Annotated in this window: 20 protein-coding genes and 1 tRNA gene; 7 read left to right on the top strand and 14 right to left on the bottom strand. The window is 70.5% G+C overall.

What is annotated here, in order from left to right:
* The first annotated feature begins 10 nt into the window (after positions 1–10).
* Positions 11–1,261, top strand: coding sequence for a TraB/GumN family protein (locus E2170_RS06135; RefSeq protein ID WP_132999695.1), 1,251 nt, complete (start codon positions 11–13; stop codon positions 1,259–1,261).
* An 83-nt stretch (positions 1,262–1,344) separates the two neighbouring features.
* Here the strand turns inward: E2170_RS06135 and E2170_RS13800 are convergent, their stop codons facing one another.
* The 4 genes from E2170_RS13800 to E2170_RS06120 form a co-directional block, all read right to left on the bottom strand.
* Positions 1,345–1,491 (bottom strand): hypothetical protein, encoded by a 147-nt coding sequence (locus E2170_RS13800; protein WP_165942174.1) that lies wholly within the window; start codon positions 1,489–1,491, stop codon positions 1,345–1,347.
* Between the two features lie 71 nt (positions 1,492–1,562).
* Entirely contained in the window at positions 1,563–4,646 is a 3,084-nt protein-coding gene (locus tag E2170_RS06130; RefSeq protein ID WP_132999694.1) for an efflux RND transporter permease subunit, read from the bottom strand.
* On the bottom strand, positions 4,643–8,134 hold the full coding sequence (locus E2170_RS06125; protein ID WP_132999693.1) for an efflux RND transporter permease subunit: 3,492 nt from the start codon (positions 8,132–8,134) through the stop codon (positions 4,643–4,645). Before E2170_RS06125 ends, E2170_RS06130 begins: the two co-directional genes overlap by 4 nt.
* Complete coding sequence (locus tag E2170_RS06120) at positions 8,131–9,261, bottom strand: efflux RND transporter periplasmic adaptor subunit (protein ID WP_132999692.1); 1,131 nt, start codon at positions 9,259–9,261, stop codon at positions 8,131–8,133. Before E2170_RS06120 ends, E2170_RS06125 begins: the two co-directional genes overlap by 4 nt.
* A 241-nt stretch (positions 9,262–9,502) precedes the next feature.
* Between E2170_RS06120 and E2170_RS06115 the strand changes: the two genes are divergently transcribed.
* Both E2170_RS06115 and E2170_RS06110 read left to right on the top strand, forming a co-directional pair.
* Positions 9,503–9,835: a c-type cytochrome gene (locus E2170_RS06115; RefSeq protein ID WP_133000048.1), complete on the top strand. Its 333-nt coding sequence runs from the start codon at positions 9,503–9,505 to the stop codon at positions 9,833–9,835.
* Positions 9,832–10,266 carry a c-type cytochrome gene (locus tag E2170_RS06110; protein ID WP_425477829.1) on the top strand — a complete coding sequence of 145 codons (435 nt, stop codon included), beginning with the start codon at positions 9,832–9,834 and terminating at the stop codon, positions 10,264–10,266. Before E2170_RS06115 ends, E2170_RS06110 begins: the two co-directional genes overlap by 4 nt.
* 129 nt (positions 10,267–10,395) lie before the next feature.
* On the opposite strand, the gene E2170_RS06105 is transcribed toward E2170_RS06110, so the two are convergent.
* Both E2170_RS06105 and E2170_RS06100 read right to left on the bottom strand, forming a co-directional pair.
* On the bottom strand, positions 10,396–12,150 hold the full coding sequence (locus E2170_RS06105) for a hypothetical protein (protein WP_132999690.1): 1,755 nt from the start codon (positions 12,148–12,150) through the stop codon (positions 10,396–10,398).
* A gap of 27 nt (positions 12,151–12,177) precedes the next feature.
* Positions 12,178–12,771, bottom strand: a complete 594-nt coding sequence (locus tag E2170_RS06100) for an NfuA family Fe-S biogenesis protein (protein WP_132999689.1) — start codon at positions 12,769–12,771, stop codon at positions 12,178–12,180.
* Positions 12,772–12,806: 35 nt separating this feature from the next.
* Here E2170_RS06100 and E2170_RS06095 point away from each other — a divergent pair, with 35 nt between their 5' ends.
* Complete coding sequence (locus E2170_RS06095) at positions 12,807–13,148, top strand: 4a-hydroxytetrahydrobiopterin dehydratase (RefSeq protein WP_132999688.1); 342 nt, start codon at positions 12,807–12,809, stop codon at positions 13,146–13,148.
* A gap of 45 nt (positions 13,149–13,193) precedes the next feature.
* Here E2170_RS06095 and E2170_RS06090 read toward each other — a convergent pair whose 3' ends face one another.
* Positions 13,194–14,159, bottom strand: a complete 966-nt coding sequence (locus tag E2170_RS06090) for an RluA family pseudouridine synthase (protein ID WP_132999687.1) — start codon at positions 14,157–14,159, stop codon at positions 13,194–13,196.
* A gap of 449 nt (positions 14,160–14,608) precedes the next feature.
* Here E2170_RS06090 and E2170_RS06085 point away from each other — a divergent pair, with 449 nt between their 5' ends.
* On the top strand, positions 14,609–17,800 hold the full coding sequence (locus E2170_RS06085; RefSeq protein ID WP_132999686.1) for an Rne/Rng family ribonuclease: 3,192 nt from the start codon (positions 14,609–14,611) through the stop codon (positions 17,798–17,800).
* A gap of 85 nt (positions 17,801–17,885) precedes the next feature.
* Here E2170_RS06085 and E2170_RS06080 read toward each other — a convergent pair whose 3' ends face one another.
* The 4 genes from E2170_RS06080 to serS all read right to left on the bottom strand — a co-directional run bounded on the left by E2170_RS06080 (position 17,886) and on the right by serS (position 21,319).
* Positions 17,886–18,536 carry a response regulator gene (locus tag E2170_RS06080; protein ID WP_132999685.1) on the bottom strand — a complete coding sequence of 217 codons (651 nt, stop codon included), beginning with the start codon at positions 18,534–18,536 and terminating at the stop codon, positions 17,886–17,888.
* Positions 18,537–18,691: 155 nt separating this feature from the next.
* Positions 18,692–18,779, bottom strand: a tRNA-Ser gene (locus E2170_RS06075).
* A 92-nt stretch (positions 18,780–18,871) separates the two neighbouring features.
* On the bottom strand, positions 18,872–19,858 hold the full coding sequence (locus E2170_RS06070) for a LysR family transcriptional regulator (RefSeq protein WP_165942173.1): 987 nt from the start codon (positions 19,856–19,858) through the stop codon (positions 18,872–18,874).
* Positions 19,859–20,026: 168 nt separating this feature from the next.
* Positions 20,027–21,319, bottom strand: a complete 1,293-nt coding sequence (gene serS / locus E2170_RS06065; protein ID WP_132999684.1) for a serine--tRNA ligase — start codon at positions 21,317–21,319, stop codon at positions 20,027–20,029.
* A gap of 106 nt (positions 21,320–21,425) precedes the next feature.
* Between serS and E2170_RS06060 the strand changes: the two genes are divergently transcribed.
* Complete coding sequence (locus E2170_RS06060; protein WP_132999683.1) at positions 21,426–22,043, top strand: energy transducer TonB; 618 nt, start codon at positions 21,426–21,428, stop codon at positions 22,041–22,043.
* Positions 22,044–22,122: 79 nt separating this feature from the next.
* A complete protein-coding gene (locus E2170_RS06055) occupies positions 22,123–22,704 on the top strand; it encodes an energy transducer TonB (protein ID WP_132999682.1) in 582 nt (193 codons plus the stop codon).
* A 9-nt stretch (positions 22,705–22,713) separates the two neighbouring features.
* On the opposite strand, the gene aroA is transcribed toward E2170_RS06055, so the two are convergent.
* Genes aroA through serC form a run of 3 tightly spaced genes read right to left on the bottom strand, consistent with a single transcriptional unit; the run spans position 22,714 to position 26,247 of the window.
* Positions 22,714–24,057, bottom strand: a complete 1,344-nt coding sequence (gene aroA, locus E2170_RS06050) for a 3-phosphoshikimate 1-carboxyvinyltransferase (protein ID WP_132999681.1) — start codon at positions 24,055–24,057, stop codon at positions 22,714–22,716.
* A complete protein-coding gene (pheA, locus tag E2170_RS06045; RefSeq protein ID WP_132999680.1) occupies positions 24,054–25,148 on the bottom strand; it encodes a prephenate dehydratase in 1,095 nt (364 codons plus the stop codon). Before pheA ends, aroA begins: the two co-directional genes overlap by 4 nt.
* On the bottom strand, positions 25,141–26,247 hold the full coding sequence (serC, locus tag E2170_RS06040; protein WP_132999679.1) for a 3-phosphoserine/phosphohydroxythreonine transaminase: 1,107 nt from the start codon (positions 26,245–26,247) through the stop codon (positions 25,141–25,143). Before serC ends, pheA begins: the two co-directional genes overlap by 8 nt.
* Positions 26,248–26,340: the final 93 nt, after the last annotated feature.

The following is a 26,340-nucleotide window of genomic DNA, read 5'->3' as shown; positions in this document are numbered from 1 at the left end:
CCGGATCCCCATGACCGAGATTTCCACCCCGCCCACCGCGGGGACCGACCACGCCGATCCGGCCACTACCGGCTTCGACCTCGCGGAGCAGCCGCACGCCATCGTCGAGCGCAACGGCATCCGCTACACCCTGCTAGGCACCGCCCACGTCTCACGCGCCAGCGTGGACGCGGTCCGTGCCGCGATCGCCACCGGCGACTACGACACGGTCGCCGTCGAGCTCGACGAGCAGCGGCTGGCGGCGATGAACGATCCCGACGCCCTCGCACGCCTGGACCTGGTCAAGGTGCTGCGCGAGGGCAAGACCCCGCTGTTCGCCGCCAACCTGGCGCTGGCCGCCTACCAGCGCCGGCTGGCCGAACAGATGGGCGTGGAGCCCGGTGCCGAGCTCAAGGCCGCGGCCGCCGATGCCGGCGCCGCAGGCCTGCCTCTGGAGCTGATCGACCGTGATGTCGGCCTCACCTTCAAGCGCGCCATGCAGCGCCTGGGCTGGTGGGGCCGCGCCAAGCTCGGCGCCAGCCTGCTGATGGGCCTGCTCTCCAGCGACGAGGTCGGCGAGGAGGAGATCGAACGCCTGAAGCAGGGCGACGTGCTGGAATCGAGCTTTACCGAATTCGCCGGCGAAACGCCCGAGCTGTATGAAACGATCATCGCCGAGCGCGACCGCTACATGGCCGCGCGCCTGCGCGAAGCGCCCAGCGGCGCGCGCGAGGTGCTTGCGGTGGTCGGCGCCGGCCACCTCAAGGGCTTGGCCGAACACCTGCGCACCGACACCACGCCGCCGTCGGAAGTCCGCGGATCGCTGGAACAGGTGAAGCCGAAGTCCCGCGTGCCGTGGATGGAGATCATCATCGGCACGATCGTGATCGGCGGTTTCGCCTGGGGCTTCTGGCGCGGCGGCTTCGACGTCGGCACCGACCTGATGCTGCAATGGGTGCTGGTCACCGGCGGCCTGGGCGCGCTGGGCTGCGCGATCGCCGGCGGGCATCCGCTGAGCATCCTGTCGGCCTTCGTCGCCTCGCCGCTGACGCCGCTGCACCCCGCGCTCGCCTCGGGCACGGTCAGCGCCGTGGTCGAGGCCATGTTGCGCAAGCCGACGTATGCCGACTTCATGGCCCTGCGCGACGACGTCAACAGCGCGCGTGGCTGGTGGCGAAACCGTGTCGCGCGCGTGCTGCTCAACTTCTTCCTCACCAGCCTCGGAACCGCCATCGGCGTGTGGACTGGCGGACTGCGGATCCTCCGCACCATCTTCGTCTGAGCCCGCGTCCCCGGGAGGCACGGCAAACCACCCGGGCCTGCATGGCAATGCAATTGCCAAAACAGGCCCGGAGCGGCGATCCGCTACAGCGCCTCGATAATGTCGCAGACGATCTTGAACATCTCGCAGAAGCCCTTGTCGCGCGGGCTCTTCTCCTCCGCATTCGCGGTGCCGGCGAGGAAGGATGCCAGCAGCAGTACTGCGAACAGCGGCATTTTCATTCTGGACATAACCACTCCCTTGGTTGACAGGCGCCCATGGCGCCGGCCCGAATGCTTGCACGCACCCGGTTGCCGTTCAACTACGTCGCCCTGAGCGCTGGAGCCGCTCCTCTGCGCTGCCGCGCCCGCTGCCACAGGCGCGACGTACCGTTGGCAAGATCATCGAGGATCGCGTAGATCGTCGGCAGGAACAGCAGGCTGACCACGGTCGAGAACGCCAGGCCGCCGGCCACCGCGCGCGCCATCGGCGAGTAAGCCAGGCCGAGCACCACGGTCTCGCTGAGCGAGATCGGCACCATCGCCAGGATCGCCGTGCCCATGGTCATCAGGATCGGACGCAGGCGCTCGCGGCTGCCCTCCACCAGCGCATCGGTGCGGGAAAGGCCCCGCCGCCGCAGGGTGTTGATGTGCTCGACCATCACGATGCCGTTGTTCACCACCACGCCCATCAGCACCAGGATGCCGATGAAGGCCATGATCGTGAACGAGGTGCCGGTGATCCAGAACAGCCAGAACACGCCCAGGATCGAGAACAGCACGCAGCTCATGATGGCTGACGGGAACAGCAGCGACTCGAACACCGCCGCCATCACCACGTAGACCATCACCAGCGCCAGCACGAAGTTGAACAGCATCTGGTTCACGGCCTGCTGCTCGTCCTCGAAGCTGCTGCCCGCGAAACTGTGGCCGTAGCCCGGCGGCAGCGACACCGCGCCAAGGACGCTTTCCATCGCCTTGCGTGCCTCTTCCATGGTCGCCCCGCCCTCCAGGTTGGCCTGGATGGCGAGCGCCGTCTGCCGGTCGTGGCGGGTGATCTGCGTGGCCGACGGCGTCACGTCCAGCGACACCATGGCCGACAACGGCACCTGGCGACCGTCCGGCGCGCGGACCATGAAGCCGGCGATGTCCGCGGGCCCGTACTGCTGGGCACCGCTGAAACGCACCCATACCGGGACCTCGGAGTCGCCACGACGGTACTCGCGCAGCTGGGTGCCGCGCAGGGCCATCGAAACAAAGGACGACACCTGTTCCGCACTGAACCCGAACGCCGCTGCACGCTCGCGGTCCACCCGCACGGCCAGCTCGTCGGTACGGGTACCGCCGTCGATGGCGACGTCGCGCAGCTCCGGCCTCGCTTCGAGCATGGGAACGATGTCCGCGGCCAGTTCGCGCAGCACGGTCGCGCTGTCACCCACCAGCTGCACGCCGACGTTCTGCCCCAGGCCGCCGCCACCACCACCCTGGCCACCGGCGCTTGCCACGCCGATCTCGGCACGCGCAGACCGCGGCAGGTCCTTGCTGATCGCCTCCGACAGCGGCCTGACGTCGGCTATGCCATCCTCGAAGGTGATCATCGTTCCACCCTCGTTGCCCTCGCTGAAGTACGAGTACACCTGGATGATCCGGAAGCGTTCGCGGTTGGCATCGAGGTAGGCCTCCACGCGCGCGACCTCCTCCGACATCTGCGGCAGCGTGTAGCCGCCCTTCCACTTGTAGTAGAGCTGGATCTCGCCGGAGTCGCCGCCTCCGAACATGTCGAAGCTCGTGCCCTTCATCGGCACCATGCTGACCGCCACCACCAGAACGATGCCGAGCACGCTCCAGCCGCGATGTGCCAGGGTCCAGCGCAGCAGCCGCGCGTAGCGATCCTGCAGGCGACGGATCAACCCGCCCTTCTCGACCACCGCCGGCGGCGTACGCATGCGCGCGGACAGCATCGGGATCAGGCTCACCGCCACCAGCCACGAGGCCAGCAGCGAGACCGAAATCGTGATCGCGATCTGGGCCATGAAGATGCTGATGTTGTTGACCTCGCCCAGCAGGTTCGGCAGGAACACGATGCAGTGGCACAGGGTGCCGGCCGACAGCGCGATGGCGACGTGCCTGGTGCCGATGAGTGATGCCCTGAGCGGATTGTCGGGGTCCCGCTCGCGCTCCTGGTAGATACTCTCGACCACGACCACGGCGTTGTCGACCAGCATGCCGACGGCCAACAACAGGCCCATCAGACTGAGCACGTTCAGGGTGACCCCGAAGAAGTGCATGAAGCCAAGCGTCATGATGAAGCAGATCGGGATCGCGAGCGTCACCATCAGCGTCGACGGCCAGTGGCGCAGGAAGAAGAACAGCACCACGATTGACAGCAGCAGGCCCACGGCGCCGGCCTCGGCCAGTTCGACCAGCGAGCTGGTCACCTCATCGCCCATGTCGTGCATGACCTTGAACTCGATGCCCTCCAGGCCCGGATCGCGGCCGGCGGCGTTCATTTCCGCCAATACGGCACGCGAGACCTCCACGAGGTTGGCATCACGCTCCTTGAAGACTTCCAGCCCCACCGCCTTGCGCCCGTCGAGCCGGCGCGCATAGTCGATGCGCTCGGGCTTCAACCTGACTTCGGCAAGGTCGCCCAGGCGCAGGCCGCTGGCATCGATGACCAGCCCGCGCAGCTGATCGAGCGAATCGATCTCCCCCTGGGGCTGCACCCGCAGGCGCACGCCACCGTCTTCGACCATGCCGGCGGAGACCGAAAAATTGACCCCGCGCAGGCGCTCGGCAAGCGTGTTCAGCGCCACGCCGTGGGCGTTGAGGCGATCGGGATCGATGGCGATCTCGACCTCGTTGGCCGGGGCGCCGTTGATCTCCACCCGGGCCACACCGGGTACGCGCTCCAACCGGCGCTTGAGCAGGCGATCGAGCAGGTCGTAGGACGCCGACAGGTCCACGTTGCCCGCCAGGCGCACGCGCAGGATCGCCTGGTCACTGCTGGACCACTTGAAGACGAAGTAGCGGCGGAAATCGTCGGGCAACTCGTCGCGGATCGCATCCAGGCGCTCACGCGCCTCGGAGGCGGTGATCGCAATGTCGCGGTCCCAGTCGCGGAACTCCATGAAGATGCCGGCGCCATTGGCGTCGGCCTGGCCGCGCATGCGCTTGATGCCGGTCATCGTCGCCAGCGCCTCTTCGGCCGGGCGCAGCAGGTTGCGCTCCACCTCTTCCGGTGACGAGCCCTCGTAGGGCAACTGCACGAACAGGAACGGCGCCGACACGTCGGGCAGTGCCTCCAGCGGCAGCCGGAAAGCCGCGATCAGGCCGACCACCACCAGCGACACGAACAGCATCACCGTGGTGACAGGGCGCCTGAGGCTGAACTCGGCGACGGTCATGCAGGCAGGCCCTCGCGATCATCATCGTCGAGGTCATCGCCCGCGGCGATGCGCGCGCGGCGACCGCGCTCCAGGTACCAGGCATCGCCGCGCCGGTCGAGCAGGTCATAGACCACCGGAATCACCAGCAGGGTCAGCAGCGTCGACACCAGCAGGCCGCCGATCACCGTGATCGCCATCGGCGAGCGCACCTCGGCGCCCTCGCCGAAGGCCAGCGCCAGCGGCATGAAGCCGAACAGGGTCGACAGCGTGGTCATCACGATCGGGCGCAGGCGCGAGCGCGCGCCCTCGACCAGGGCTTCGCGCTTGGCCATTCCGTCCTCGCGCAGCTGGTTGACTTTGTCGATCAGGATGATCGCGTTCTTCACCACCAGGCCGACCATCAGGATCAGGCCGATGAACACCACCACCGAGATCGTGTTGCCGGTCAACAGCAGCGCCAGCACCGCACCGACCATCGCCAGCGGGATGGTGAACAGGATCACGAAGGGGTGCAGCAGCGACTCGAACTGCGAGGCCATCACGAGATACACCATGAAGATCGCCAGGCCGAAGGCGAACAGCAGCGAGGACATCGACTCCGCCAGTTCCTCGCCCTGGCCACCGACGTGCATGCCGATGCCGGCGCCCAGCGGGTTGGCGGCCACCAGCGCGCGAACTTCCTCCACCGCGGCACCCAGGTCGATGCCGCGAAGGTTGGCCGAGACCACGGCCACCCGGCCCATATCGGCGCGGTGGATCTCGCTGGGGCCGGTGGTCGCCACGATGTCGGCGACCGTCGACAGCCGCACCGGGCGCGCGGCGCCGGGGTTCACGATCAGGTCGCGGATCGCCTGCACCGAGTCGCGCTCGGACTCGCGGGCGCGCACCAGCACGTCGATCTTGCGGTCGCGGAAGTCGTAGCGCGTGGCCACCTCGCCGCGCACCGAATTCACCACCGCGTCGGCGACCTGGCGCGTGGTCAGGCCAAGGGCACCGGCGCGTTCCTGATCGAAGACGATGCGGATCTCGGGGGCGCCCTGCTCGACCGTCGACTTCACGTCGGCGTAGTGCGGGTTGTCGCGCAGCAGGTCGGCCAGGCGGTTGCCGGCGGCCGCCAGCGCGTCGAGGTCGTAGCCGCGCAGCTCGATTTCCAGCGGGCTGGAGAAGCTGAAGAGCGCCGGCCGGCTGAAGTCGACCTGGGCCCCGGCCTGGTCCTGCATCGTGCGCCGCAGGCCCTCGGTCAGGCGCGCCTCGACCGCGGCGCTGCCGCCGCCCTCCATCACCACCGAAAGCTTGCCGATGTTCTCGCCGCTGTCGGTGGGGTTCGCGTCCAGGCGGGTACCGGTACCGCTGACACCGAACAGCACGGACACGCCCTCGTCGCCCGCGTGCGCCTGCTGCACGCGGCGCATCATGGCGTCGGTCTCGCGCAGCGGCGTGCCCGGCGGCAGGCGCACGGTCATCTCGAAACGGTCCTGGGCCAGCTGCGGAATCAGATCGGTGCCCAGGGTCGGCACGATCGCCACGGCGACCGCGAAGGCCGCCGCCGCGATTCCCAATACCAGCCCCGGCCGCGCCAGCGCGCCGGGAAGCACGCGCAGGTAGCCGCGCTCGGCGCGATCGTAGGGCGCCATCGCGATCCGGCTGGCGGCGCCCATGGGCCTGCCGACGACCAACGCCAGCAGCCGGCCGATGCGGATCGCCACCCAAGCGATGGCGAAAAACACCCAGCGCACGCCCGCCCCGATCCAGCGCGCCACGGCGGCGAACGGACGCTGCCAGCGCGACGCCGGCCGCCACTGCGGGTGCGGCGCCTCTTCCGGAAAGGCCATCGGCGCCTGCGACTTCAGCCCGCTCAGCATCGGGATCAGGGTCATCGCCACGACCAGCGAAATGCCCACCGCCAGCGCGATGGTCAGCGCCTGGTCGCGGAACAGCTGCCCGGCGATGCCCTCGACGAACACCAGCGGCAGGAACACCGCGATGATGGTGAGCGTGGATGCCACCACCGCCATGCCGACCTCGCGCGTGCCGGCGATGGCCGCATCGATGACGCCCAGCCCGCGCTCGCGCGCCTTGGCGATGCTTTCCAGCACCACGATCGAATCGTCCACCACCAGTCCGGTGGCCAGCGCCAGGCCGCCCAGCGACATGACGTTGAGGCTCAGCCCCATCCGGTCCATGAAGAAGAAGGTCGCGACGATCGACACCGGCAGCGAGACGCCGACCACGAAGGTGCTCCAGCCGCTGCGCAGGAACAGGAAGATCACCAGGATCGCCAGGGTGCCGCCGAAGACGGCGTCGGTGCGCACGTCCGAGATCGCGGCGCGGATAAAGCGCGCCTGGTCGTCCACCACGTCCAGGCGCACGCCCGGCGGCAACTCGCCGCGGATCCGCTGCAGGCGCTGTTCGACCGCCTCGGCGGTGGCCACGGTGTTGGCGTCGCCTTCCTTGTAGATCGCGAGCTCCACGGCCTCGCGGCCGTCCAGACGGATGATCGCCTCGCGCTCCTTCCAGCCCTGGCGCACCTCGGCGACGTCGCCGAGGCGCACCGCGCGGCCGTCGGCCACGGCCCGGTTGGACGAGGCCGCGGCGCTCTGCGCCGACATCGCCGCGGCCATGACCGAGGCGTCGCCCGAGGCCGCCGCGATGCGCGCGACCTCGTCGGCACCACCGCCGCTGCCACCGGCCGACTGCGTGGCGACCAGCATCCCGCGGATCTCGTCGACGCTCGCGAACTGGTTGATCGTGCGCACCAGGTAACGCTGGGTGCCCTGCTCCAGGCGCCCGCCGGACAGGTTGATGTTCTCCTCGCGCAGGCGCTGCACCACCGCGTCGACCGACAGGCCGATGCGCGCCAGCGCCTGAAGGTCGAGCTCGACCTGGATTTCGTCCTCGAGGCCGCCACCGACCTTGACCGCGGCCACGCCGGTCACCGGCTCCAGCTTCTTCTTCAGGTCGTCGTCGGCGTAGCGACGCAGCAGGGTCAGCTGGCGCGTGGCGTCGCCCTCGCCCTCCTCCGCGCTCAACGCAAGCCGCAGGATCGGCTCGGTTGAAGGATTGAAGCGCAGCAGCACCGGCGGCTCGACCTCCAGCGGCAGCGCCAGGGTGTCGAGCTTGTCGCGCACCTCCAGGCTGGCCTGGTCCATGTCGGTGCCCCAGGCGAACTCCAGCACGACGTCGCTCTGGCCGGTGCGCGAGACCGAGCGCAGCTTGCGCACGCCCTTGACCACGCCCAGGGCCTCTTCGACCGGCTCACTGACCAGGGTCTCGATCTCCTGCGGCGCGGCACCGGTGTATTCCGTGCGCACCGTCAGCGTCGGATAGCTGATGTCCGGCAGCAGGTTGACCTTGAGATTGCCCAGTGCGATCAGGCCGAACAGCAGCATGCTGACCGTCACCATCGCCACCGTCACCCGGCGGCGCACCGAGAACCCGACCAGGCCGTCGGCACGCACGGTGCCGTCCACGCCGTGTTCCATGCCCTCCCCCTGCGCGCCGCTCATTGCAGCTCGCCGTCGGCCTTGGCGTCGCCGCCCGCTTCGGCGACCTCGACCGGATCATCGCCGATCACCTGCACCGCGCTGCCGTCGCGCAGCGCGACCTTGCCGGCGGTGACCACGCGATCGCCTTCGGCCAGGCCGTCGCGCACTTCGACGAAGCCGCCGTCGACGTAGCCGGTGGTGAGGGACGTACGCACGGCCTTGCCGTCGCGGACCACGTAGACCGCGGGTTCGCCATCGTCTTCCAGCAGTGCGACGCGCGGGATCGCCAGCGCTGCGGCTCGGCTGTCGTAGTCGATGCCGATGCGCGCGAACATGCCCGGCTGCAGCACGCCGTCGTCGGGATCGAAGGCACAGACCACGCGGAAGGTGCCGCTGCCCGAATCGACCACCGGGGCGATGCGGTCGACCACGCCCTCGAACACCTGGCCCGCCAGCGCATCGACCTGCATGCGCACCGGCAGCCCCGCGCGCAGCGTGGTCAGGTCGCGCTCGGGCACGTTGAGCGTGGCCTCCAGGCGCGAGTTGTCGACGATGCGGATGATCGGGGTGTTGATCTGGACGAAGTTGCCCGGCTTGATCGAGCGCGAGGCGACCACGCCGGAAATCGGCGCGACGACATTGGTGTAGGACAGCTCCAGCTGCGCCATGCGCAGCGTGGCCCGCGCGTTCTCCAGGTCGTAGCGCAGCTGGTCGTGGTCGCCCACGCTGACCATCTGCTGCTTCACCAGTTCGCTGGCGCGGCGGAAGTTGGCTTCGAGCTTCTTCACCTGCACGTCGGCCTGGGCCACGCTGAGCCGCGCGCGGTCGGCATCGATGCGCACCAGCGGCTGGCCGGCGCGGACCACGTCGCCCTCTTCCACCAGCACCTGGAGCGCGACGCCGGAGGTCTTGGCCACCACCTGCGACTCGGCGCGCGCCTCCAGCGAAGCGCTGCCGCTGTAGCTGGCGGCCATCGCACGCGGCTCGGCGGCCACCGCCTCGACGGTGACCGCGGGTGGCGTCGCCGTCTCTTCGGCCGCGGCATTTCCGGCCTTGCCGCCGCAGCCGGAAAGCAGGAGCCCCACTGCCACGAACAGGGCGGCGGGGCCGGCGGAGGAGCGTCGGACACGGGAATCGATAGCGTGCATTGGGGCGGGCCAGAATGGTGTGGTAGGAATGTACATCACCACCCCACCATGGCGTATGCGCCGAAGGTCATGCTGGCATCCGGCATGTTGGGGTGGGTGCAAGCGAGTCGGCCCGGCGGATCGCGACCTTTAACAGGCCTCCGGTCGGTCGCTATACTGGGTCGATGCCCGCGACGGGGGATGTCGCCGGTACGACCATTCTCACACAGCCATACAGCCACAGGAATCGGACCCCGACATGATGCGCCCGTTGCCGATCGTCGCCTGCGTCGCCCTCGCCTTTGCCGCGCACGCGCCCGCAGCCACCGCCCAGCAGGTCACGGGCAACGCCGAGACCGGCCGCGGGCTCACCTACACCTGCGTGGGCTGCCACGGCATCGAGGGCTACAAGAACGCCTATCCGCATTACCACGTGCCGAAGATCGGCGGCCAGTCGACCGAGTACCTGATGAATGCCCTCACCGAGTACCGCAACGGCACGCGCAAGCACCCCACGATGGAAGTCCAGGCGCAGAGCTTCTCCGACCAGGACATCGCCGATATCGCCGCCTTCCTCTCGGGCCTGACGAAGTGAGCCGCGCCATGAAGATTCCCGCACTCGTCCTCGCGCTCGGCGCAACCGCCCTCCTGTCCGCCTGCGGCGGTTCGCCGGCCGAACCGGGCCTGGCGCGCGCCACCACCGTCAACGCCCTGCCCGAAGGCCGCATCGCCGAAGGCGAGGCCAGGGCCAACGTCAAGGGCGCGGCCACCGGCCAGTCCTGCATCGACTGCCACGGCGCCGACGGCAACGTCCCGCTGGACCCGACCTATCCGAAGATCGGCGGCCAGTACCGCGACTATCTCGCGCACGCGCTGCAGGCCTACCGCTCGGGCAGCCGCGAGCACGCGCTGATGTCCAACCAGGCCACCGACCTCGACGACCAGCAGATCGCCGACCTCGCCGCCTACTTCGCCTCGAGGCCGGCGCAGATCCGCGACCTGCGCGGCGCGCACAGCATCAACTGAGTCACCCCGCCCGGCACGCCGCCGGGCCAGGCCATCCCACGCGAAGCCCGCCATGTGCGGGCTTCGTGCTGTCTGGCGACATACCGTCTGGCCGCGTGCAGTCCGGCGACGCGCCGGCTGGCGGGCGCCTCAGGAGCCAGACGGCGGCCCGAGGCTGTCCTGGTCTTCCTGCAGTTCGCGCTTGAATGGCACGTCCGGCGGCGGACGGGCCATCGCAGGTTGTTCCTGCAGGTTCGGATCGACGATGTCGCAGGCACCGCCAAGGGCCAGCATCACGGTGACGCAGCGGATCGATTTGGTGGTGCCCGGGATCGGGATCCGTACCTCGGTTACGCTCTTGCGCACCCACTCCTCGAGCAGGGTTTCGCTCGGCATCCAGAACCGGTCGAAGGCGGTCGGCTCGTAGTCGTAGGGCGGCCGCTTGAGCCAGGTCCCGTGACGGTCGATGTTCTCGAAGTCCTCGGTGATGGCGCCTGGCGGCAGGCCGCCGCCGACCCGGCCGCCATCGGCCAGCCGCGGGCGACCGTCCGCGTTGAACAGCCCGGAAGCACCCGGGGTACCGGCCTGGCGACCCGGCTGGCTGCGCGTGGAGTCGCCCCAGTCGTCGCTGCCGCGCGTGGAAGGCAGCGCCCCCGGCGGCTGGCCCTGGAGTTGCCCTGCGCCCGGCGCGGTATCGGCACTGCGCGCGCCGCTGCCGGCGACATCGGGACGTCCGCCCGGCGGTGTCGACGCTGGCGCCGCCACCCTGCCATCGCCCGTGGCCGGACTGGCGCTGGCCGCGGACGATGGCGCCTGTCCGCGCTCCACCGCCGGCGCCCCGGCAGGCATCGGCACCGCGCGCTCACGCACGGCGGGCACGGAGGCGCCCGGTTCGCGGGTCTGGATCGTGGACAGATCGCGAGTGCGGGCCGCGGATACCTCGCGGGTCTCGGCCAGCTCGATCCGGCGCTCGGCCACCGACACCCCACGCGGCGCGGCCTCGGGCACCGACACCTCGACTTCGCGCGGGGCGCGCGCGGACGGCGCCTGGACCTGGGCCTGCGCATCCACGTCGATGTCGCGGCGGCGCACGCTGACCTCCGCCGCCCGGGGGGCTTCAGGCACATCGACCACGACCTCGCGCGGCGGCGGCACCTCGAAGCGGCTGTCGGCCACCTCCACCTCGGTCACCTGCAGTGCCTGCGCCGCAACCTGCACTTCGGGCGCGGCCAGCGTCGGCACTTCGATCACCAGCTCACGCTCGGGCACCGGGGGTGGCTGGGTCTCGGCGAGCGGCTCGGGCAGCGGCTGCGTCGCCTCCGCAACAGGCTCGGGCCGGTCCTCAGGTTGCGGGGCGCCGGCCAACCCGGCCCCAGCCGCGGGTGTGGGCGAAGGTTCGGCAGGATCCGGGATATCCACCGGAGACTCCGCCGCACCGCCGCCGGCATCGGCCGGGGTGCCCTCGCCGATGTATTCGACCTGCAGCACGTGCTCTTCGCCGTCGCGGGCATCGGCCTCCGGCGCCGGGAAATGGAAGCGCACGAGCATCAGCCACACTATCGCCAGCAGGAACAGCAGGTGCAGCAGCAGGCTGCCGCTCATCGAGGCGATGCGCGTCCAGCGTTCGTCGCTGCTGGCCGGTTGCCAGTCCTGGCGCCACAGCGTGGCGAAGGCGCGCCAGCGGCCCAGGTCCTCCAGGGCCCGCGGCGGGACCAACGGTTCGCGCGCGGCCATCGCCGCGACCATGTCTTCGGCAGATGCGCCCGAAACCCGGCCGGGGCGCGAGGCCATGGCCGCGAACCACTCGCGCCAGGCGGGCGGGAATTCGCCCGGCGGCGGCAAGGGACGCAGGGAGCGCCGCATGCGGCGGCGCAGGGCTTCGATCAGTTCGGCGGAGGAGAACATCCGTCGCGGTCGAAGCGGTCCGGGGGATCAGGCCGAGGCGCGCGGGATGTAAGGCGCCGCACCGGTGTCGTGGTCGGTCGCATCGCGCACCGCGGTCACACCCGGTACCTGTTCCATCAGGGTCTTCTCGATGCCCTGCTTCAGGGTGACGTCGGCCATGCCGCAGCCGTGGCAGCCGCCGCCGAAGCGCAGCACCACCACGCCGTCGGCGCCGACTTCCTGCACGGCGACATGCCCACCGTGCGAAGCCAGCTGCGGATTGACCACGTGTTCGACCGTCCAGCGCACGCGCTCGACCAGCGAGGCCGCCTCGTCGGGCTTCGCACCCTTGATCCGCGGCGCGCGGATCTGCAGCTGGCCGCCGGTGGCCGCGGTCGCGTAGTCGATCTCGGCGCCCTCGAGGAAGGGCACGCTCTCGGCGTCCAGCCACAGGGTGAAGCCGTCGCAGTCCACGGCCCATTCGTCCCCACTCAGTTCGTCGGGGGCGGCGAACTCCAGGCGCACGTCGGCCTGCGGCGTGCCGGCGCGCATGGCGGCCAGGCGCACGCCCATGCCGGGCACCGCCTCGCGTTCGACCAGCTTGCGGAAATGGGCCTGTGCGGAATCGGATATCTGGATCATGCGCGTATTCTATCCATCCCGCCCAGGAGCCGACCATGACCGACCTCATCCCGCTCGCCCGCGCCCACTGCCTGCCGCGCCGCGGCTCCGAGCACCGCCTGGCCGACGCGCGCGTGCGCGAGCTGCTGCCCGAGGTGCCGGAATGGGCCCTGGCCGAGGAGGGCAAGGCCCTGGTGCGCACCTTCCGCTTCCCGGACTACCGGCACACGATGTCGTTCGTGAATGCGCTGGCGCACATGGCCAATCGCGAAGACCACCATCCCGACCTCGGCGTGCACTACGACCGCTGCGAGGTCCGCTGGTCGACCCACGACGTCGGCGGCCTGAGCGAGAACGACTTCATCTGCGCCGCGCGCACGGACGAGCTGGCGTCCTGAACCCGGGCGCTGCCGCCCGCCGCCACGGGCGCCGTACGGCCTGATTCAGCCCAGCCGGTCCAGGGCATCCACGAGGTCGGTCGCCAGCGGCGCGTTGAGCACGTAAGGCGTCTTCCCGCCGTCCAGTGCGAACTCCAGCGAGGTCGCGTGCAGGAACAGGCGGCGCAGGCCGACCTTGTCGCGCAGCCTGCGGTTGGCCTCGGCGTCGCCATACTTGTCGTCACCGGCGACCGCGTGGCCGATGTGCCGGGCGTGCACGCGGATCTGGTGGGTGCGGCCGGTCTCGATCCGCACCTCGCAGTAGGAATGCCCGCCGCGGCGCTCCAGCACGCGGAAATGGCTGAGCGAGGGCTTGCCCGCCGGGTCGACCTGCACGTGGCGCTCCCCGCCCTGGCGCAGGCCGACGTGCAGCGGCGCATCGACGCTCATCACCCCGTCAGGCATGCGGCCCAGCAGCAGCGCCAGATAGCGCTTGCGCAGGCCGGCACCGTGATCCTCGCGCATCAGCGCCTGCAGTTCGGTCAGGGCGGAGCGCTTCTTGGCCACCACCATCAGGCCCGAGGTGTCGCGATCCAGGCGATGGACCAGCTCCAGCTCCTGGTTCGGGCGCAGGGCGCGCAGGGTCTCGATGACTCCGAAGCTGATCCCGCTGCCGCCGTGGCTGGCGATGCCCGAGGGCTTGCTGATCGCCAGCAGGCGCGCGTCCTCGAACACGATGCTGGCGGCCATGGCCTCGAGCAGGCCCGGCGAGGGGCTGCCCTTGGCGGCGGGGTCCTCGATCCGCACCGGCGGGATCCGGACCTCGTCGCCCCCTTCCAGGCGCCGGTCGGCGCGGACCCGACCCCCGTTCACGCGGACCTGCCCGCTGCGCACGATCTTGTAGACCAGCGAACGCGGCGCCCCCTTCAGGTAGCCGAGCAGGAAGTTGTCGAGCCGCTGGCCGTCGCGGTCCTCGGCGATGCGGACCAGGCGCACGCCGCCGGTTGCTGGGGTCTTGCCTGGGTCGGTCATGCACGGGTTCCTGTGGGGTGGTGCCGGGGCCGGCGCGGACATCCGGGCCGAATGCTTTTCTGCTACACTCGATGAGCGAGCCAAGGTCCTGATTTCGCAGGAAGTTCCCCGGCCAAAAGCCGGCCTTCCGCGGGTTCGTCCAGTACGCGGCCACTGCCCCCGGGGCAGCCATGTTAGCGGCTGGACGGCAGGTGCTGCGATCGCCCGGTGCCCAGGCACCGGCGCTGAACATGTCCCGCGCGGCGCGCAGGCCTGCCCTCTTCAGGGCGTTCCTGCGCAGCCGCCGGCCCGAAACGACTGCAATAACGGAACAAGCGCTCCCGCGGCCCGCCGTGGTGTGCAGCGCTGGAAGCAACCAGGGTCGCCAGGCGCTCGCGCGCCGGCGGCAGGCCACATCCAGGCGAAACGCCCCGGCGTTCCGCGTGCGAGAGCGCGCGAGGAACGCAACAATGAAGCGCATGCTGATCAACGCGACGCAGGCAGAGGAACTGCGCGTCGCCACCGTCGATGGCCAGACGCTGTACGACATCGACATCGAGCAACCCTCGAAGGAACAGAAGAAGTCCAACATCTACAAGGGCCGCATCACCCGCATCGAGCCCTCGCTTGAAGCCGCCTTCATCGAATACGGCGCCGAACGCCACGGCTTCCTGCCGCTGAAGGAAATCTCCCGCGACTACTTCGCCTCCGGCGTCGACCACAACAAGGCCGGCATCAAGGAGCTCCTGCGCGAAGGCCAGGAGGTCGTCGTCCAGGTCGACAAGGACGAGCGCGGCAACAAGGGCGCCGCCCTGACCACGTTCATTTCGCTGGCCGGCCGCTACATGGTGCTGATGCCGAACTCGCCGACCGCCGGCGGCGTCTCGCGCCGGATCGAGGGCGAGGACCGCGCCGAGCTGAAGAAGGCGATGGACGCCCTGCAGATCCCCGACGATATGGGCGTGATCATCCGCACCGCCGGCGTCGGCCGCGATGCCGAAGAGCTGCAGTGGGACCTCGACTACCTGCTGTCGGTGTGGAAGGCCGTGGCCGAGGCCGCGCTGTCCAAGCCGGCCCCGTTCCTGATCTACCAGGAATCGCGCCTGATCATCCGCGCCCTGCGCGACTACATGCGCGCCGACATCGGCGAGATCCTGGTCGACACGCCCGAGATGTATGCCGAGGCCCGCGAGTTCGTCGAGCAGGTGATGCCGCACAACCTGCGCAAGCTCAAGCACTACACCGACGACGTCCCGCTGTTCAACCGCTTCCAGATCGAGTCGCAGATCGAGAACGCCTACGAGCGCACCATCCGCCTGCCCTCGGGCGGCGCGCTGGTGATCGACCAGACCGAGGCCCTGACCGCGGTCGACGTCAACTCGGCGCGCGCCACCAAGGGCGGCGACATCGAGGAGACCGCGTTCCACACCAACCTGGAGGCGGCCGAGGAAGTGGCGCGCCAGCTGCGCCTGCGCGACCTCGGCGGCCTGGTGGTGATCGACTTCATCGACATGTCGTCGAACAAGCACCAGCGCGAGGTCGAGAACCGCCTGCAGAACGCGCTCAAGTACGATCGCGCGCGCGTGCAGCTGGGGCGCATCTCGCGCTTCGGCCTGCTGGAAATGAGCCGCCAGCGGCTGCGCGCGAGCCTGGGCGAATCCAGCCAGATCGTCTGCCCGCGCTGCGAGGGCCACGGCCGCATGCGCAGCGTGGAATCGCTGGCCCTGGCCATCATCCGCCTCGCCGAAGAGCACGCGATGAAGGACAACACCGGACAGGTGCTGGTGCAGGCCCCGGTGGAGATCGCCAACTACCTGCTCAACGAGAAGCGCAGCGCCCTGCGCGAGATCGAGACCCGCCACGACGCGCCGATCGTGATCGTGGCCGACGAGCAGCTGCACACCCCGCACTACGAGGTCACCCGCCTGCGCGCGAACGAGCTGGACGAGGAAGCCGCGAAGCCGAGCTACCGCCGCGGCACCCCGCGCAAGGTGGCGACCATCGCCCTGACGAAGGCCAACCTCAACGTGCCCGCGGCCGCGGTCACCAAGGTCCAGCACGCGCGCCCGGCGCCCGTGCGCGAGCCGCGCCCGGAACCGGCACCCGCTCCCGCACCGGCACCCGCGCCGGTCGTGGCGGTGGCGCCCGTGGCCGCAAGCGGCGGCATCGTCGGCTGGCTGAAGTCGCTGTTCGGCGCGCAGCCTGCGGTGGAAGCGCCTGCCCGCGGCGATGGCCGCAGCGACGGCGAACAGCGTCGCGCCGAGCGCGGCCAGCGCCAGGAACGCGACGGCCGTGGCAACCGGAATGGCGGCCGCGACGGCGGTCGTCGCAGCGGGCGCCGCGGCGGCGGCAACGCCGACGACGCTGGCCAGGGTGGCGGCAAGCAGGCGCGCTCCGGCAACCAGAATGACGGCCAGAACGGCAAGGCCACGGCGCAGAAGCCGCCGCGCGAGAAGCCCGCGCGCGATGGCAAGCGCGGTGAGCGCGGCGATCGCCCGGAGCGCAATGAAGGCGAGCGCGGCGGCCAGGGCCGCCAGCGTCGCGGTGGCGGCGGTGAACAGTCACAAGCAGCCACGGCCACCCCGGCCAATTCGCAGGACGTGACCGACAAGGCCGCCTTCGCCGCCACCGCCGCCGCGGCCGCTTCGGCGACCGCCACGGCCGTGGCTCAAGGCGTGGGCACCGAAACCGACGCTCCGGTGCCGGACACGGAAGCTCAGCGGAAGGCGCCTCCCCCCGTGCCGGCGGCGACCGAAGCCGACGAGACCCGCGCCAGGCAGGAATCGGACAGCAGCGATGCCAATGCCTCTGCCCTGCCCGAAGCCAGTGACGAAGATGCGGGCAATGTTTCGGGCGAAGGCACGCAGAAGCGTCGCCGTGGACGCCGCGGTGGTCGCCGCCGCCGTCGCGGTGGTGGCGAAGGCAGCGCCGCGGAAAACGCCTCGGCCTCGGTCGTGGACGGTGATGGCGATGGCGCCGACGGCGATGCCGAACTGCCCGTCGCCCGCAGCTCACAGCCCGAATTCGACTTCGCGGACGATGCCGGCGACAGCCGCCCCGCCGCGTCCACCTCCGCGACGCCCGCGACCGTGGCGACGACAGCCGCCGTGGCCGCATCGGCCAGCGCAGCTGCGGCCAGTGCCAACGTGACGGAAGACCGCTCCGAGGCTGGCAAGGCAGGCAGCCCGGAAACCGCGACCGTGGTCCAGGCCGCTGCGCCTGCACCCGCTCCGACTCCGGCTCCGGCTCCCGCTCCGGCAGCAGCGGCTCCCGAGGTGGAAGCCGAACCCGTGACCGCTCCCGTCACGATTGATGAGCCGGCTCCGGCGCAGACACCGTCCTCGGTGCAGGCGGCACCCGAATCGCCTGGACTGTTCGATGGCCTCGAACCGGAGACTTCGGCAGCGAAGGCGGGCCCGGCACTGATGGCGACCCAGGAGCCGGTTGCCGCCGGAACCGAAGCCGCGTCGCCCGCGGAAGAAGCGGCCATCGCCGCAGCCGACGTGGATGCAGCCGAACCCGCTGACGCCGTATCCGCGCCGGAAGCGGAAGCCCAGCCTGAAGACGACGAGTCCCCTGCCCCGGCCGCCAAGGCCGCGGATGCGGCCGCCGCCGCCCAGGCTGCGAGCCAGGACGACGACCAGGCGCCTACCGGCGCCTGACCATGGCGCAGCTCCCGCACACGCGAACGCGTGTGCGGGAGTGACGACATGACGGAACGATCAGCCGGCCCGTTGCCGGCGACAGCTAGATGATGGCGTGGGCGGGATCGGCCATGCCGTACTGGCTGGCCAGGCGCGCGAGCGCGATGCTGTCGTGTACCTGCAGCTTCTCGAACAGCCGCGTCTTGTGCGTGTTGATGGTCTTGGCGCTGAGGCTCAGCCGACGCGCGATCTCCTCCTGGCGCATGCCCTGGATCAGCAGCATCGCGACTTCGGTCTCGCGCGGCGACAGCGAATCGAACGGCGACTGGTCGGCGTCCAGCCCCGACAGCGCCAGGGACTGGGCGACCCGGCTCGCCAGGAAACGACGGCCGCTCGCAACCTCGCGCACCGCGCGCAGCAGCTCTTTGGCGTCACCACCCTTGCCGACGTAGCCCGCGGCGCCCGCGGCGATCATCCGCCGCGGCATCGGCCCGTCCTCCAGCACCGACACCACGATCACCCTCGGCCCGTACTCACCACGGACGATGCGCTCGGTGACCTCCAGCCCGCTGACGCCGGGCAGGTGCAGGTCGCAGAGCACGATGTCGGGCTTGAGTGCCCGGATCTCGGGCAGCGCATCCTCGCCCGATTCCGCTTCGCCCACGACTTCGATGTCGGCCTCTGCCGACAGGATCATGCGCATCCCGGCGCGTACCAGTGCGTGGTCATCCACCACGTAGACCCTGATGGTCATCCTTGTCCCCTCATGACACCTTCGTGACCCCCTGTTCCGGTGAGCGAGGCTAACCCCGACACCAGTACGCCGCAAGCCGATCGCGGACGCAGTTCCACACGCAGTGTGACGGCGCGAACAGGATCCCGGTGGAACCGCAAAAACCCCGCATTCAGTGGTGGAAGAGGTGGGATTCGAACCCACGAAAGGTTGCCCTTTGCCGGTTTTCAAGACCGGTGCCTTCAACCGCTCGGCCACTCTTCCGGAACATCCTCGCGGCAATGCCCTACAGCCCGCCGGACATCCAGGCCGACGCGCGGGTCGCCACGCGACGGCGATTGTCGCACGCCGGACGCTCAGGCCGCTGCGGCTGCCTCGCGTGCATCCGCTTCGCGCCGCCCCTCTTCGCGCTCGTGGCAGCTCTGGCAGTCCAGGCGCGAGGACTCGATCAGCGGAGGCAGCTTCTCGGCCAGGAAGTCGATGAACACCCGCACCGCCGGCAGCAGGCCGCGTCGTGAGGCGAACACCAGGTGGGCGATGCCCTGCGGCAGGTGCCATTGCGGGAGCACCACCTCCAGCTCGCCGTTGCGCACGGCTTCGGCGCACAGCGTTTCCGGCAGCATGGTGATGCCCAGGCCCTGGCGTGCGAGCGCCATCAGCATCGGGAAGTCGCCGCCCGCCACGCGCGGCTTGAGGTCGATCCGGCGCACTTCGCCGTCCGCGCCCTGCAGCTCCCAGCGCTGGCGGACTTCGTCCTCGCCCATGGTCATCGTGGTGTGGTCGTTGAGCTCCTCGGGGGTCGTCGGACGGCCGGCGCGATCGAGATACGTCGGGCTGGCGACCAGCAGCTCCTGGATCTGGCCGAAGCTGCGCATCACCAGGCTGCCGTCGTCGTCGAGCTTGTTGCGCACGCGGATGGCGACGTCGAAGCCTTCGTTGATGACGTCCACGCGGCGGTTGCTGACGTGCATCTGCACCCGCACCTGCGGGTAGCGCGCGAGGAATTCGGGAAGCAGCTGCGGCATCTGCTGCTGCGCCAGGCCCACCGGCACGCTGGCACGCACCACGCCCCGCGGCTCGGCGCTGAGGCGGTCGACGACCTCGCGCGCGGCGGTGGCCTCGGCCAGCATCGACTGCGCATGCCGGTACACGCTCTGACCCACGTCGGTCACCGCGAAGCGACGCGTGGAACGCTGGAGCAGGCGCACGCCCAGTTCGGTCTCGAGCTGGCTGATGCGCCGCGAAAGCCGTGACTTGGGGATGCCCAGCGCGCGCTCGGCCGCGGCGAAACCGCCGTGGTCCACGACCATGGCGAAGTAATAGAGATCGTTCAGATCCTGCATTGCCGCGGCTCCAATAGAACAATTGGCCGCAATTTGACCAGCAAACCGATAAAAACGCAACGAAACAGGACCGCGATGGTCAGAATTATGCGCCGCGACCGGGCACACGTCCCGGGAATGACAGCGCCCGCGGCCGCCGCGATTGCCGCAAACCGCCGGTATCGCCGCTCAGGAAATGGTCTCGACCCCGCCCATGTAGGGCCGCAGCGCCTCGGGCACCACGATCGAGCCGTCGGCCTGCTGGCCGTTCTCCATCACCGCGATCAGTGCGCGCCCCACCGCCACGCCCGAACCATTGAGCGTGTGCACCGGATCCGGCTTGCCGCCAGCCTCGCCGCGCCAGCGCGCCAGCATGCGCCGGGCCTGGAAGTCACCGCAGTTCGAGCACGAGGAAATCTCGCGGTAGGTCTGCTGCGAGGGCAGCCAGACCTCGAGGTCGTAGGTTTTGCGGGCAGAGAAACCCATGTCGCCCGAGCACAGCAGCATGCGCCGGTACGGCAGGCCCAGGCGCTCCAGCACGACCTCGGCGCAGCGGGTCATGCGCTCGTGCTCGGCGTCGCTGTCCTCGGGTCGGGTGACCGAGACCAGCTCGACCTTCTCGAACTGGTGCTGGCGGATCATGCCGCGGGTGTCGCGGCCGTAGGCACCGGCTTCGGCACGGAAGCACATCGAATGCGCGGCCATGCGCAGCGGCAGGTCGGCACCGTCGACGATCGAATCGGCGACCAGGTTGGTCAGCGGCACTTCCGCGGTGGGGATCAGGTAGCGCTTCGAAGCGGCCTCGCCCTCGCCCACCGTGGTCGCGAACAGGTCGTCCTCGAACTTCGGCAGTTGGCCGGTGCCACGCATGGCGCCGGCGTTGACCAGCACCGGGACGTTGGTTTCGACGTAGCCGTGCTCGCCCGCGTGCAGGTCGAGCATGAACTGGGCGAGCGCGCGGTGCAGGCGCGCGAGCTGGCCGCGCAGCACGGTGAAGCGGGCGCCGGAGAGCTTCGCGGCGGCCTCGCCGTCGAGCCAGCCGTGGCGGGCGCCGAGGTCGACGTGATCACGCACCTCGAAATCGAATTCGCGCGGCGTGCCCCAGCGGTGCTGCTCGACGTTGCCCGATTCGTCGCTGCCGGCCGGCACGCTCCCGTCAGGCAGGTTGGGCAGGCCCAGTGCAATTGATTCGAGCTCGCCGCGGATGCGGTCCAGCTCGACTTCGGACGCCTTGAGTTCCTCGCCCAGGCCAGCGACCTCGGCCAGCAGCGGCGCAACATCCTCGCCCCTGGCCTTGGCCTGGCCGATGGCCTTGCTGCGGGTGTTGCGCTGGTTCTGCAGCTCCTGGGTGCGCACCTGCAGCGCCTTGCGCGCGGACTCGAGGCGATCGAGCGCTTCGGCGTCGAGCTCGAAACCGCGGGTCTCGCGCAGGCGCAGGGCCAGGGCGGCGGGGTCTTGGCGCAGCAGGTTGGGGTCGAGCATCGCGTCGCTTCAGGCAGTGTCTGGATCGGCCATTATCGCGTGTCACGGCAGGGTTTGCTGCGCGGCAGCGTGGCAGAATCGGGCCAACACACGCGCAAGGCTTTCCATGTCCGCACCATCCCCACGCCGTCCCCTGCCCCTTCCCACCGGCCGCGGCTGGTGGCTGGTGGCCGGTGGCATCGCCGTCGGCCTGCTGGTTTTCCTCGCGCTCTGGCTGGGCCAGCGCGACAGCACGCCCTGGCGCCCCGACGAGCAGCCACCCGCGGCAGCCGCCCCGGTGTTCCAGCCGCTACCTGCGCCGCCCACGTCGGGGGTGTCCGGCGGGCCGACCATGCCCGAGCCGCCCGAATCCGGGGCACGCATCGAGGAACCGCCTGCGCCGCCGCCGATTGCCGGTCCCGCGCCGGCGGCCACGCCGCCGCCGGCAGAGACCGCGCCGACCGAGCTTTCGGCGAGTTCGCCGGTGCCGATCGAATCGCCCGGCCCCCGCTACCCCTCGCGCGCCCTGCGCCGCGGCGAATCCGGCGAAGTGCTGCTCCGGATCCATGTCGACGCACGCGGCGTGCCCGCACAGGTCGACGTCGCGTCCACCAGCGGCTCGCGGGACCTGGACCGGGCGGCCCAGGCCGCTGCCCGGCGCTGGCGCTTCCGCCCCGCCATGCGCGACGGCAACCCGGTGGCCGGGGTGGTGAACGTGCCGATCACCTTCGAAAGCCCCCGCTGAACAGGGCCGCGTGCACACGCGGCGTCGACCCGGTTCATGGAAGGCTCCCGGTACTGCACCCGCAGACAAGGAGCACGCCATGGCCGATCCCAACCCGAACATTCCCCCGCAGTCCCCGCCGCCGCCGCACGAGCCGGAACGCAAGACCGCCTCGCCGCTCATCTGGATCCTGTTGCTGCTGGCCCTGCTCGCGTTCGGCTGGCTGATCTACAGCCAGCGATCGGGCGTCACCACCGCTCCGGAAACGCTGCCGCCGCCGGCCGCCGACATCGGCGACGGTCAGGACGCGGCCGCCGAGCGTGAGCGCGCCGCCGACGATGCACGCCGTGCCGCACGAGAGGCCGATGCCCGCGCCCGGGCCGAGACGCCGGCACCCGTGGCCGGCGCCGACCGCGAAGCCACCCCGCTGACCCGCGTCGAGCCGGAGTATCCGGTCGAGGCTTACCGCAAGCGCGAGGAAGGCACCGTACTGGTCGGCGCCAGCATCGACGCCGCCGGCAAGCCGCTGGACGTCCAGGTCGTCCGTCGCAGCGGCTCACGCGAGCTCGACCAGGCCGCCCTGGACGCCGTGCGCCAATGGACCTTCGAGCCTGCCGTCCGCGACGGCCAGGCCATCGCCTCCGACGTGCAGGTTCCGGTGACCTTCCGCATCGACCGCTGAGGCGGCTTCTCAGGCTTGGCGCAGGCCGAATCCCGCGGCCTGCGCCAGCGCCTCGAATCCAGGGAACGACGTCGCCACATTGGCGACGTCGTCGATTCCGACCTCGCCTTCCGCCTGCTGCGCCGCCACCGCGAAGGCCATCGCGATGCGGTGGTCGCCCAGGCTGTCGACCCGCCCGCCGCCCAGCCGGCCGCCTTCGAGCAGCATGCCGTCGGCGGTTTCCTCCACGCGGGCGCCCAAGGCCGCCAGGCCCGAAGCCATGGCATGGATGCGGTCGGACTCTTTCACCCGGAGCTCGCCGGCACCTGTGACGCGGGTGCAGCCTTTGGCGCAGGCCGCGGCCACCGCGAACACGGGGAACTCGTCGATCATGTCGGCGACCAGCGCTTCCGGCAGGTCGATGCCGTGCAGCGGCGCGTGCCGCACCTCGATATCGGCCACCGGCCCACAGACGCCGTCGCGGCGCCCGGTCTCGCGGATGTCGGCGCCCATCATGCGCAGCGCCTCCAGCAGCCCGGTGCGGCGCGGATCCACGCCCACCGAGCGCAGCCGCAGCGACGACCCCGGCACCAGGGTCGCGGCGACGATGAAGAAGGCCGCCGAGGAGAAATCGCCGGGAACCTCGATGTCCCGGGCCTGCAGGCGATGTCCGCCCGACAACCGCGCCTCGCCCGGCGCGAACTCCACCGGCCAGCCGAAGGCGGCGAGCATGCGCTCGGTGTAGTCGCGCGTGGGCCGCGGCTCACGAACCGCGGTCTCGCCCTGCGCGTACAGCCCCGCCAGCAGCACGGCGGACTTCACCTGCGCGCTGGCCACCGGGGAATCGAAGGCGATGCCGCGCAGCGGCCGGCCGCCGGAGATCCGCAGCGGCGGGCGCTCGCCGTCATCCGAATCGATCGTCGCGCCCATTTCGCGCAGCGGCGCCATCACCCGCAGCATCGGCCGCTTCGACAGCGAAGCGTCGCCCGCGAGTACGCAGTCGAAGCGCTGCCCGGCGAGCAGGCCCGCCAGCAGGCGCATCGCGGTGCCGGAGTTGCCGCAGTCAAGCACGTCCGCGGGCGCGCGCAGGCCGTCAATGCCGACGCCATGGACGATGCGGCACGAAGGCGACGGCGCTTCGATGCACACGCCCATCGCCGAGAAGATCGCCGCGGTGGCGCGGGTGTCCTCGCCTTCAAGGAAGCCATCGATGCGCGAGCGGCCGTCGGCCAGCGCGGCGAACATCACCGCGCGATGCGACACCGACTTGTCGCCGGGCACGCTGAGGTCGCCCGAAAGCGCACGGCCGCGCGAGGCGATCCAGGACCGCTCCGCGGCCTCGTGCGCCGACCCCGGGCCGGCCGCTCCACTCACGGCACCGCCACCGGGTACGAGCCCAGCACCCGCACCTCGCCGGCGAAGGCATCGATCTCGGCCAGCGCGTCCTTCAGCGGCGACTCCTCGACGTGGCCGCCGACATCGATGAAGAAGGCGTACTCCCACAGCGCGCCGTGCGCCGGCCGCGACTCGATGCGGTTCATGCTGATGCCGTGGCGCGCCAGCGGCTCCAGGATCCGATACAGCGCACCGGGCTGGTCGCGGATCGACACCATCAGCGAGGTGCGGTCGTGCCCCGAAGGCGGAAACGCGGCGCGTCCCAGCACCAGGAAGCGCGTGGTGTTGTCGCTGCGGTCCTCGATCGGGCCGGCCACGACCTTGAGCCCGTAGACATGGCCGGCGGTGTCGCCGGCGATCGCGGCCGCGTCGTCGGCGTTGCGTGCCCGGCGCGCGCCCTCGGCGTTGCTCGACACCGCCACCTTCTCCGCCAGCGGCAGGTGCTGGCGCAGCCAGTTCCTGCACTGCGCCAGCGACAGGCCGTGCGAGTAGATGCGCTCGACGTCCTCGATCCGGCCGGTGCGCGACATCAGGTACTGGTGCACGCGCAGCTCGACCTCGCCGCAGATCATCAGCGGCGAGGTCAGGAACATGTCGAGCGTGGACTGGATCGTGCCCTGCCCCGAATTTTCCACCGGCACCACGCCGAAGTCGGCGGCGCCGGAGGCGACCTCGTCGAACACCTCCTCGACGCTGGCCAGCGGCAGCCCGCGCGCGGAGTGGCCGAAGTGCTTGTGCACCGCCTGCTGCGAGAACGTGCCCTCGGGCCCGAGGAAGCCGACCTTCAGCGGCTCCTGCTGGGCGAGGCAGGCCGACATGATCTCGCGGAACAGGCGCACCAGCACCTCGTCCTGCAGCGGGCCGTCGTTGCGGTCGACCACGCGGCGCAGCACCTGCGCCTCGCGCTCGGGGCGGTAGTAGTCGATGGCGGCGGCCAGCTTGCCCTTGGCGCGGCCGACCTGGCGCGCGAACAGCGCACGCTCGGCGATCAGGGCCTGGATCTCGCGGTCGATGCCGTCGATCTGGGCGCGCACCGCGGCCAGGTCGGGCTTTTTCTCGTTCTCAGCCATGGCTGCGCTGGAATTCCTTCATGTGGTCGACGAGCGCCTGCACGCCTTCCAGCGGCATCGGGTTGTAGATCGAGGCGCGCATGCCGCCGACCACGCGATGGCCCTTGAGGCCGACCAGCCCGGCATCGCGCGCGCCGGCGAGGAAGGCCGCGTCCAACGCCGGGTCGGGCAGGAAGAATGGCACGTTCATGCGCGAGCGCACCGCCGGGTCGACCTCGTTGCGGTAGAAGCCGCCGGAGCCGTCGATGGCCGCGTACAGCAGTTTCGCCTTCTCGTCGCTGCGGCGCGCGAAGGCCTCCACCCCGCCCTCGTCGAGCATCCAGCGGAAGGTCAGGCCGGCGACGTACCAGTTCCAGGTCGGCGGCGTGTTGAGCATCGACTCGGCCGCCAGCTGCAGGCGGTAGTCGAAGATGTCCGCGCGCGGCTGGCCGGCGCGCTCGAGCAGGTCGCGGCGCACGATCACCACGCCGATGCCGACCGGACCGAGATTCTTCTGCGCACCGGCGTAGATGGCCCCGAAGCGCGAGACGTCGACCGGCTCGGAGGCGATGCTGGAGCTGAAGTCGGCGAACAGCGGCACCTCGCCGGTGTCCGGGAAGGCGTGGCCGCCCGGAGCCGGCGGCCGGAACTCGACGCCGTGGATGGTCTCGTTGGCGGTGACGTGGACGTAGGCCGCGTTCGCGGACAGTTTCCACTCATCCACCGCCGGGATGCTGCGGTAGCCGTCGGCTTCGCTGCTGGCGGCCACGTTCAGGTCGACGTAGGGCGCGGCCTGACGGGTCGCGGTCGCGCCCCAATGGCCGGTCAGCACGTAGTCCGCGCGCTGCCCGGGGGCGGCGAAGTTCAGCGGCAGCAGCGCCTGCTGGGTGGTGGCGCCGCCGGGCAGGAACAGCACGGCGTAGTCGGCCGGGATCGAGAGCAGCTCGCGCAGGTCGGCCTCGGCGCGGGCCGCGATGTCCAGGAATTCGGGCCCGCGATGGCTGATCTCCGCGATCGAGGCGCCGGCATCGCCGTACTCGAGCATCGTCTCGCGCGCCTCGAGCAGCACGGACTCCGGGAGCATGGCGGGTCCGGGGCTGAAGTTGTAGGCGCGCGACATGGTGGATCCTCGGTGGGTGGGAGCAATCCAGTATGCCGCAATGCAGCACTGGCGCACGCCGTGTCCATAACAGGCGCTGCCGTAGGATCGGGC

Origin of the sequence: Luteimonas arsenica, assembly GCF_004352825.1 — a bacterium.
In the GTDB taxonomy this organism is placed as follows: domain Bacteria; phylum Pseudomonadota; class Gammaproteobacteria; order Xanthomonadales; family Xanthomonadaceae; genus Luteimonas; species Luteimonas arsenica.
The sequence above is the reverse complement of the archived record's forward strand: the minus strand, read 5'-3'. Positions and strand labels throughout refer to the sequence as shown.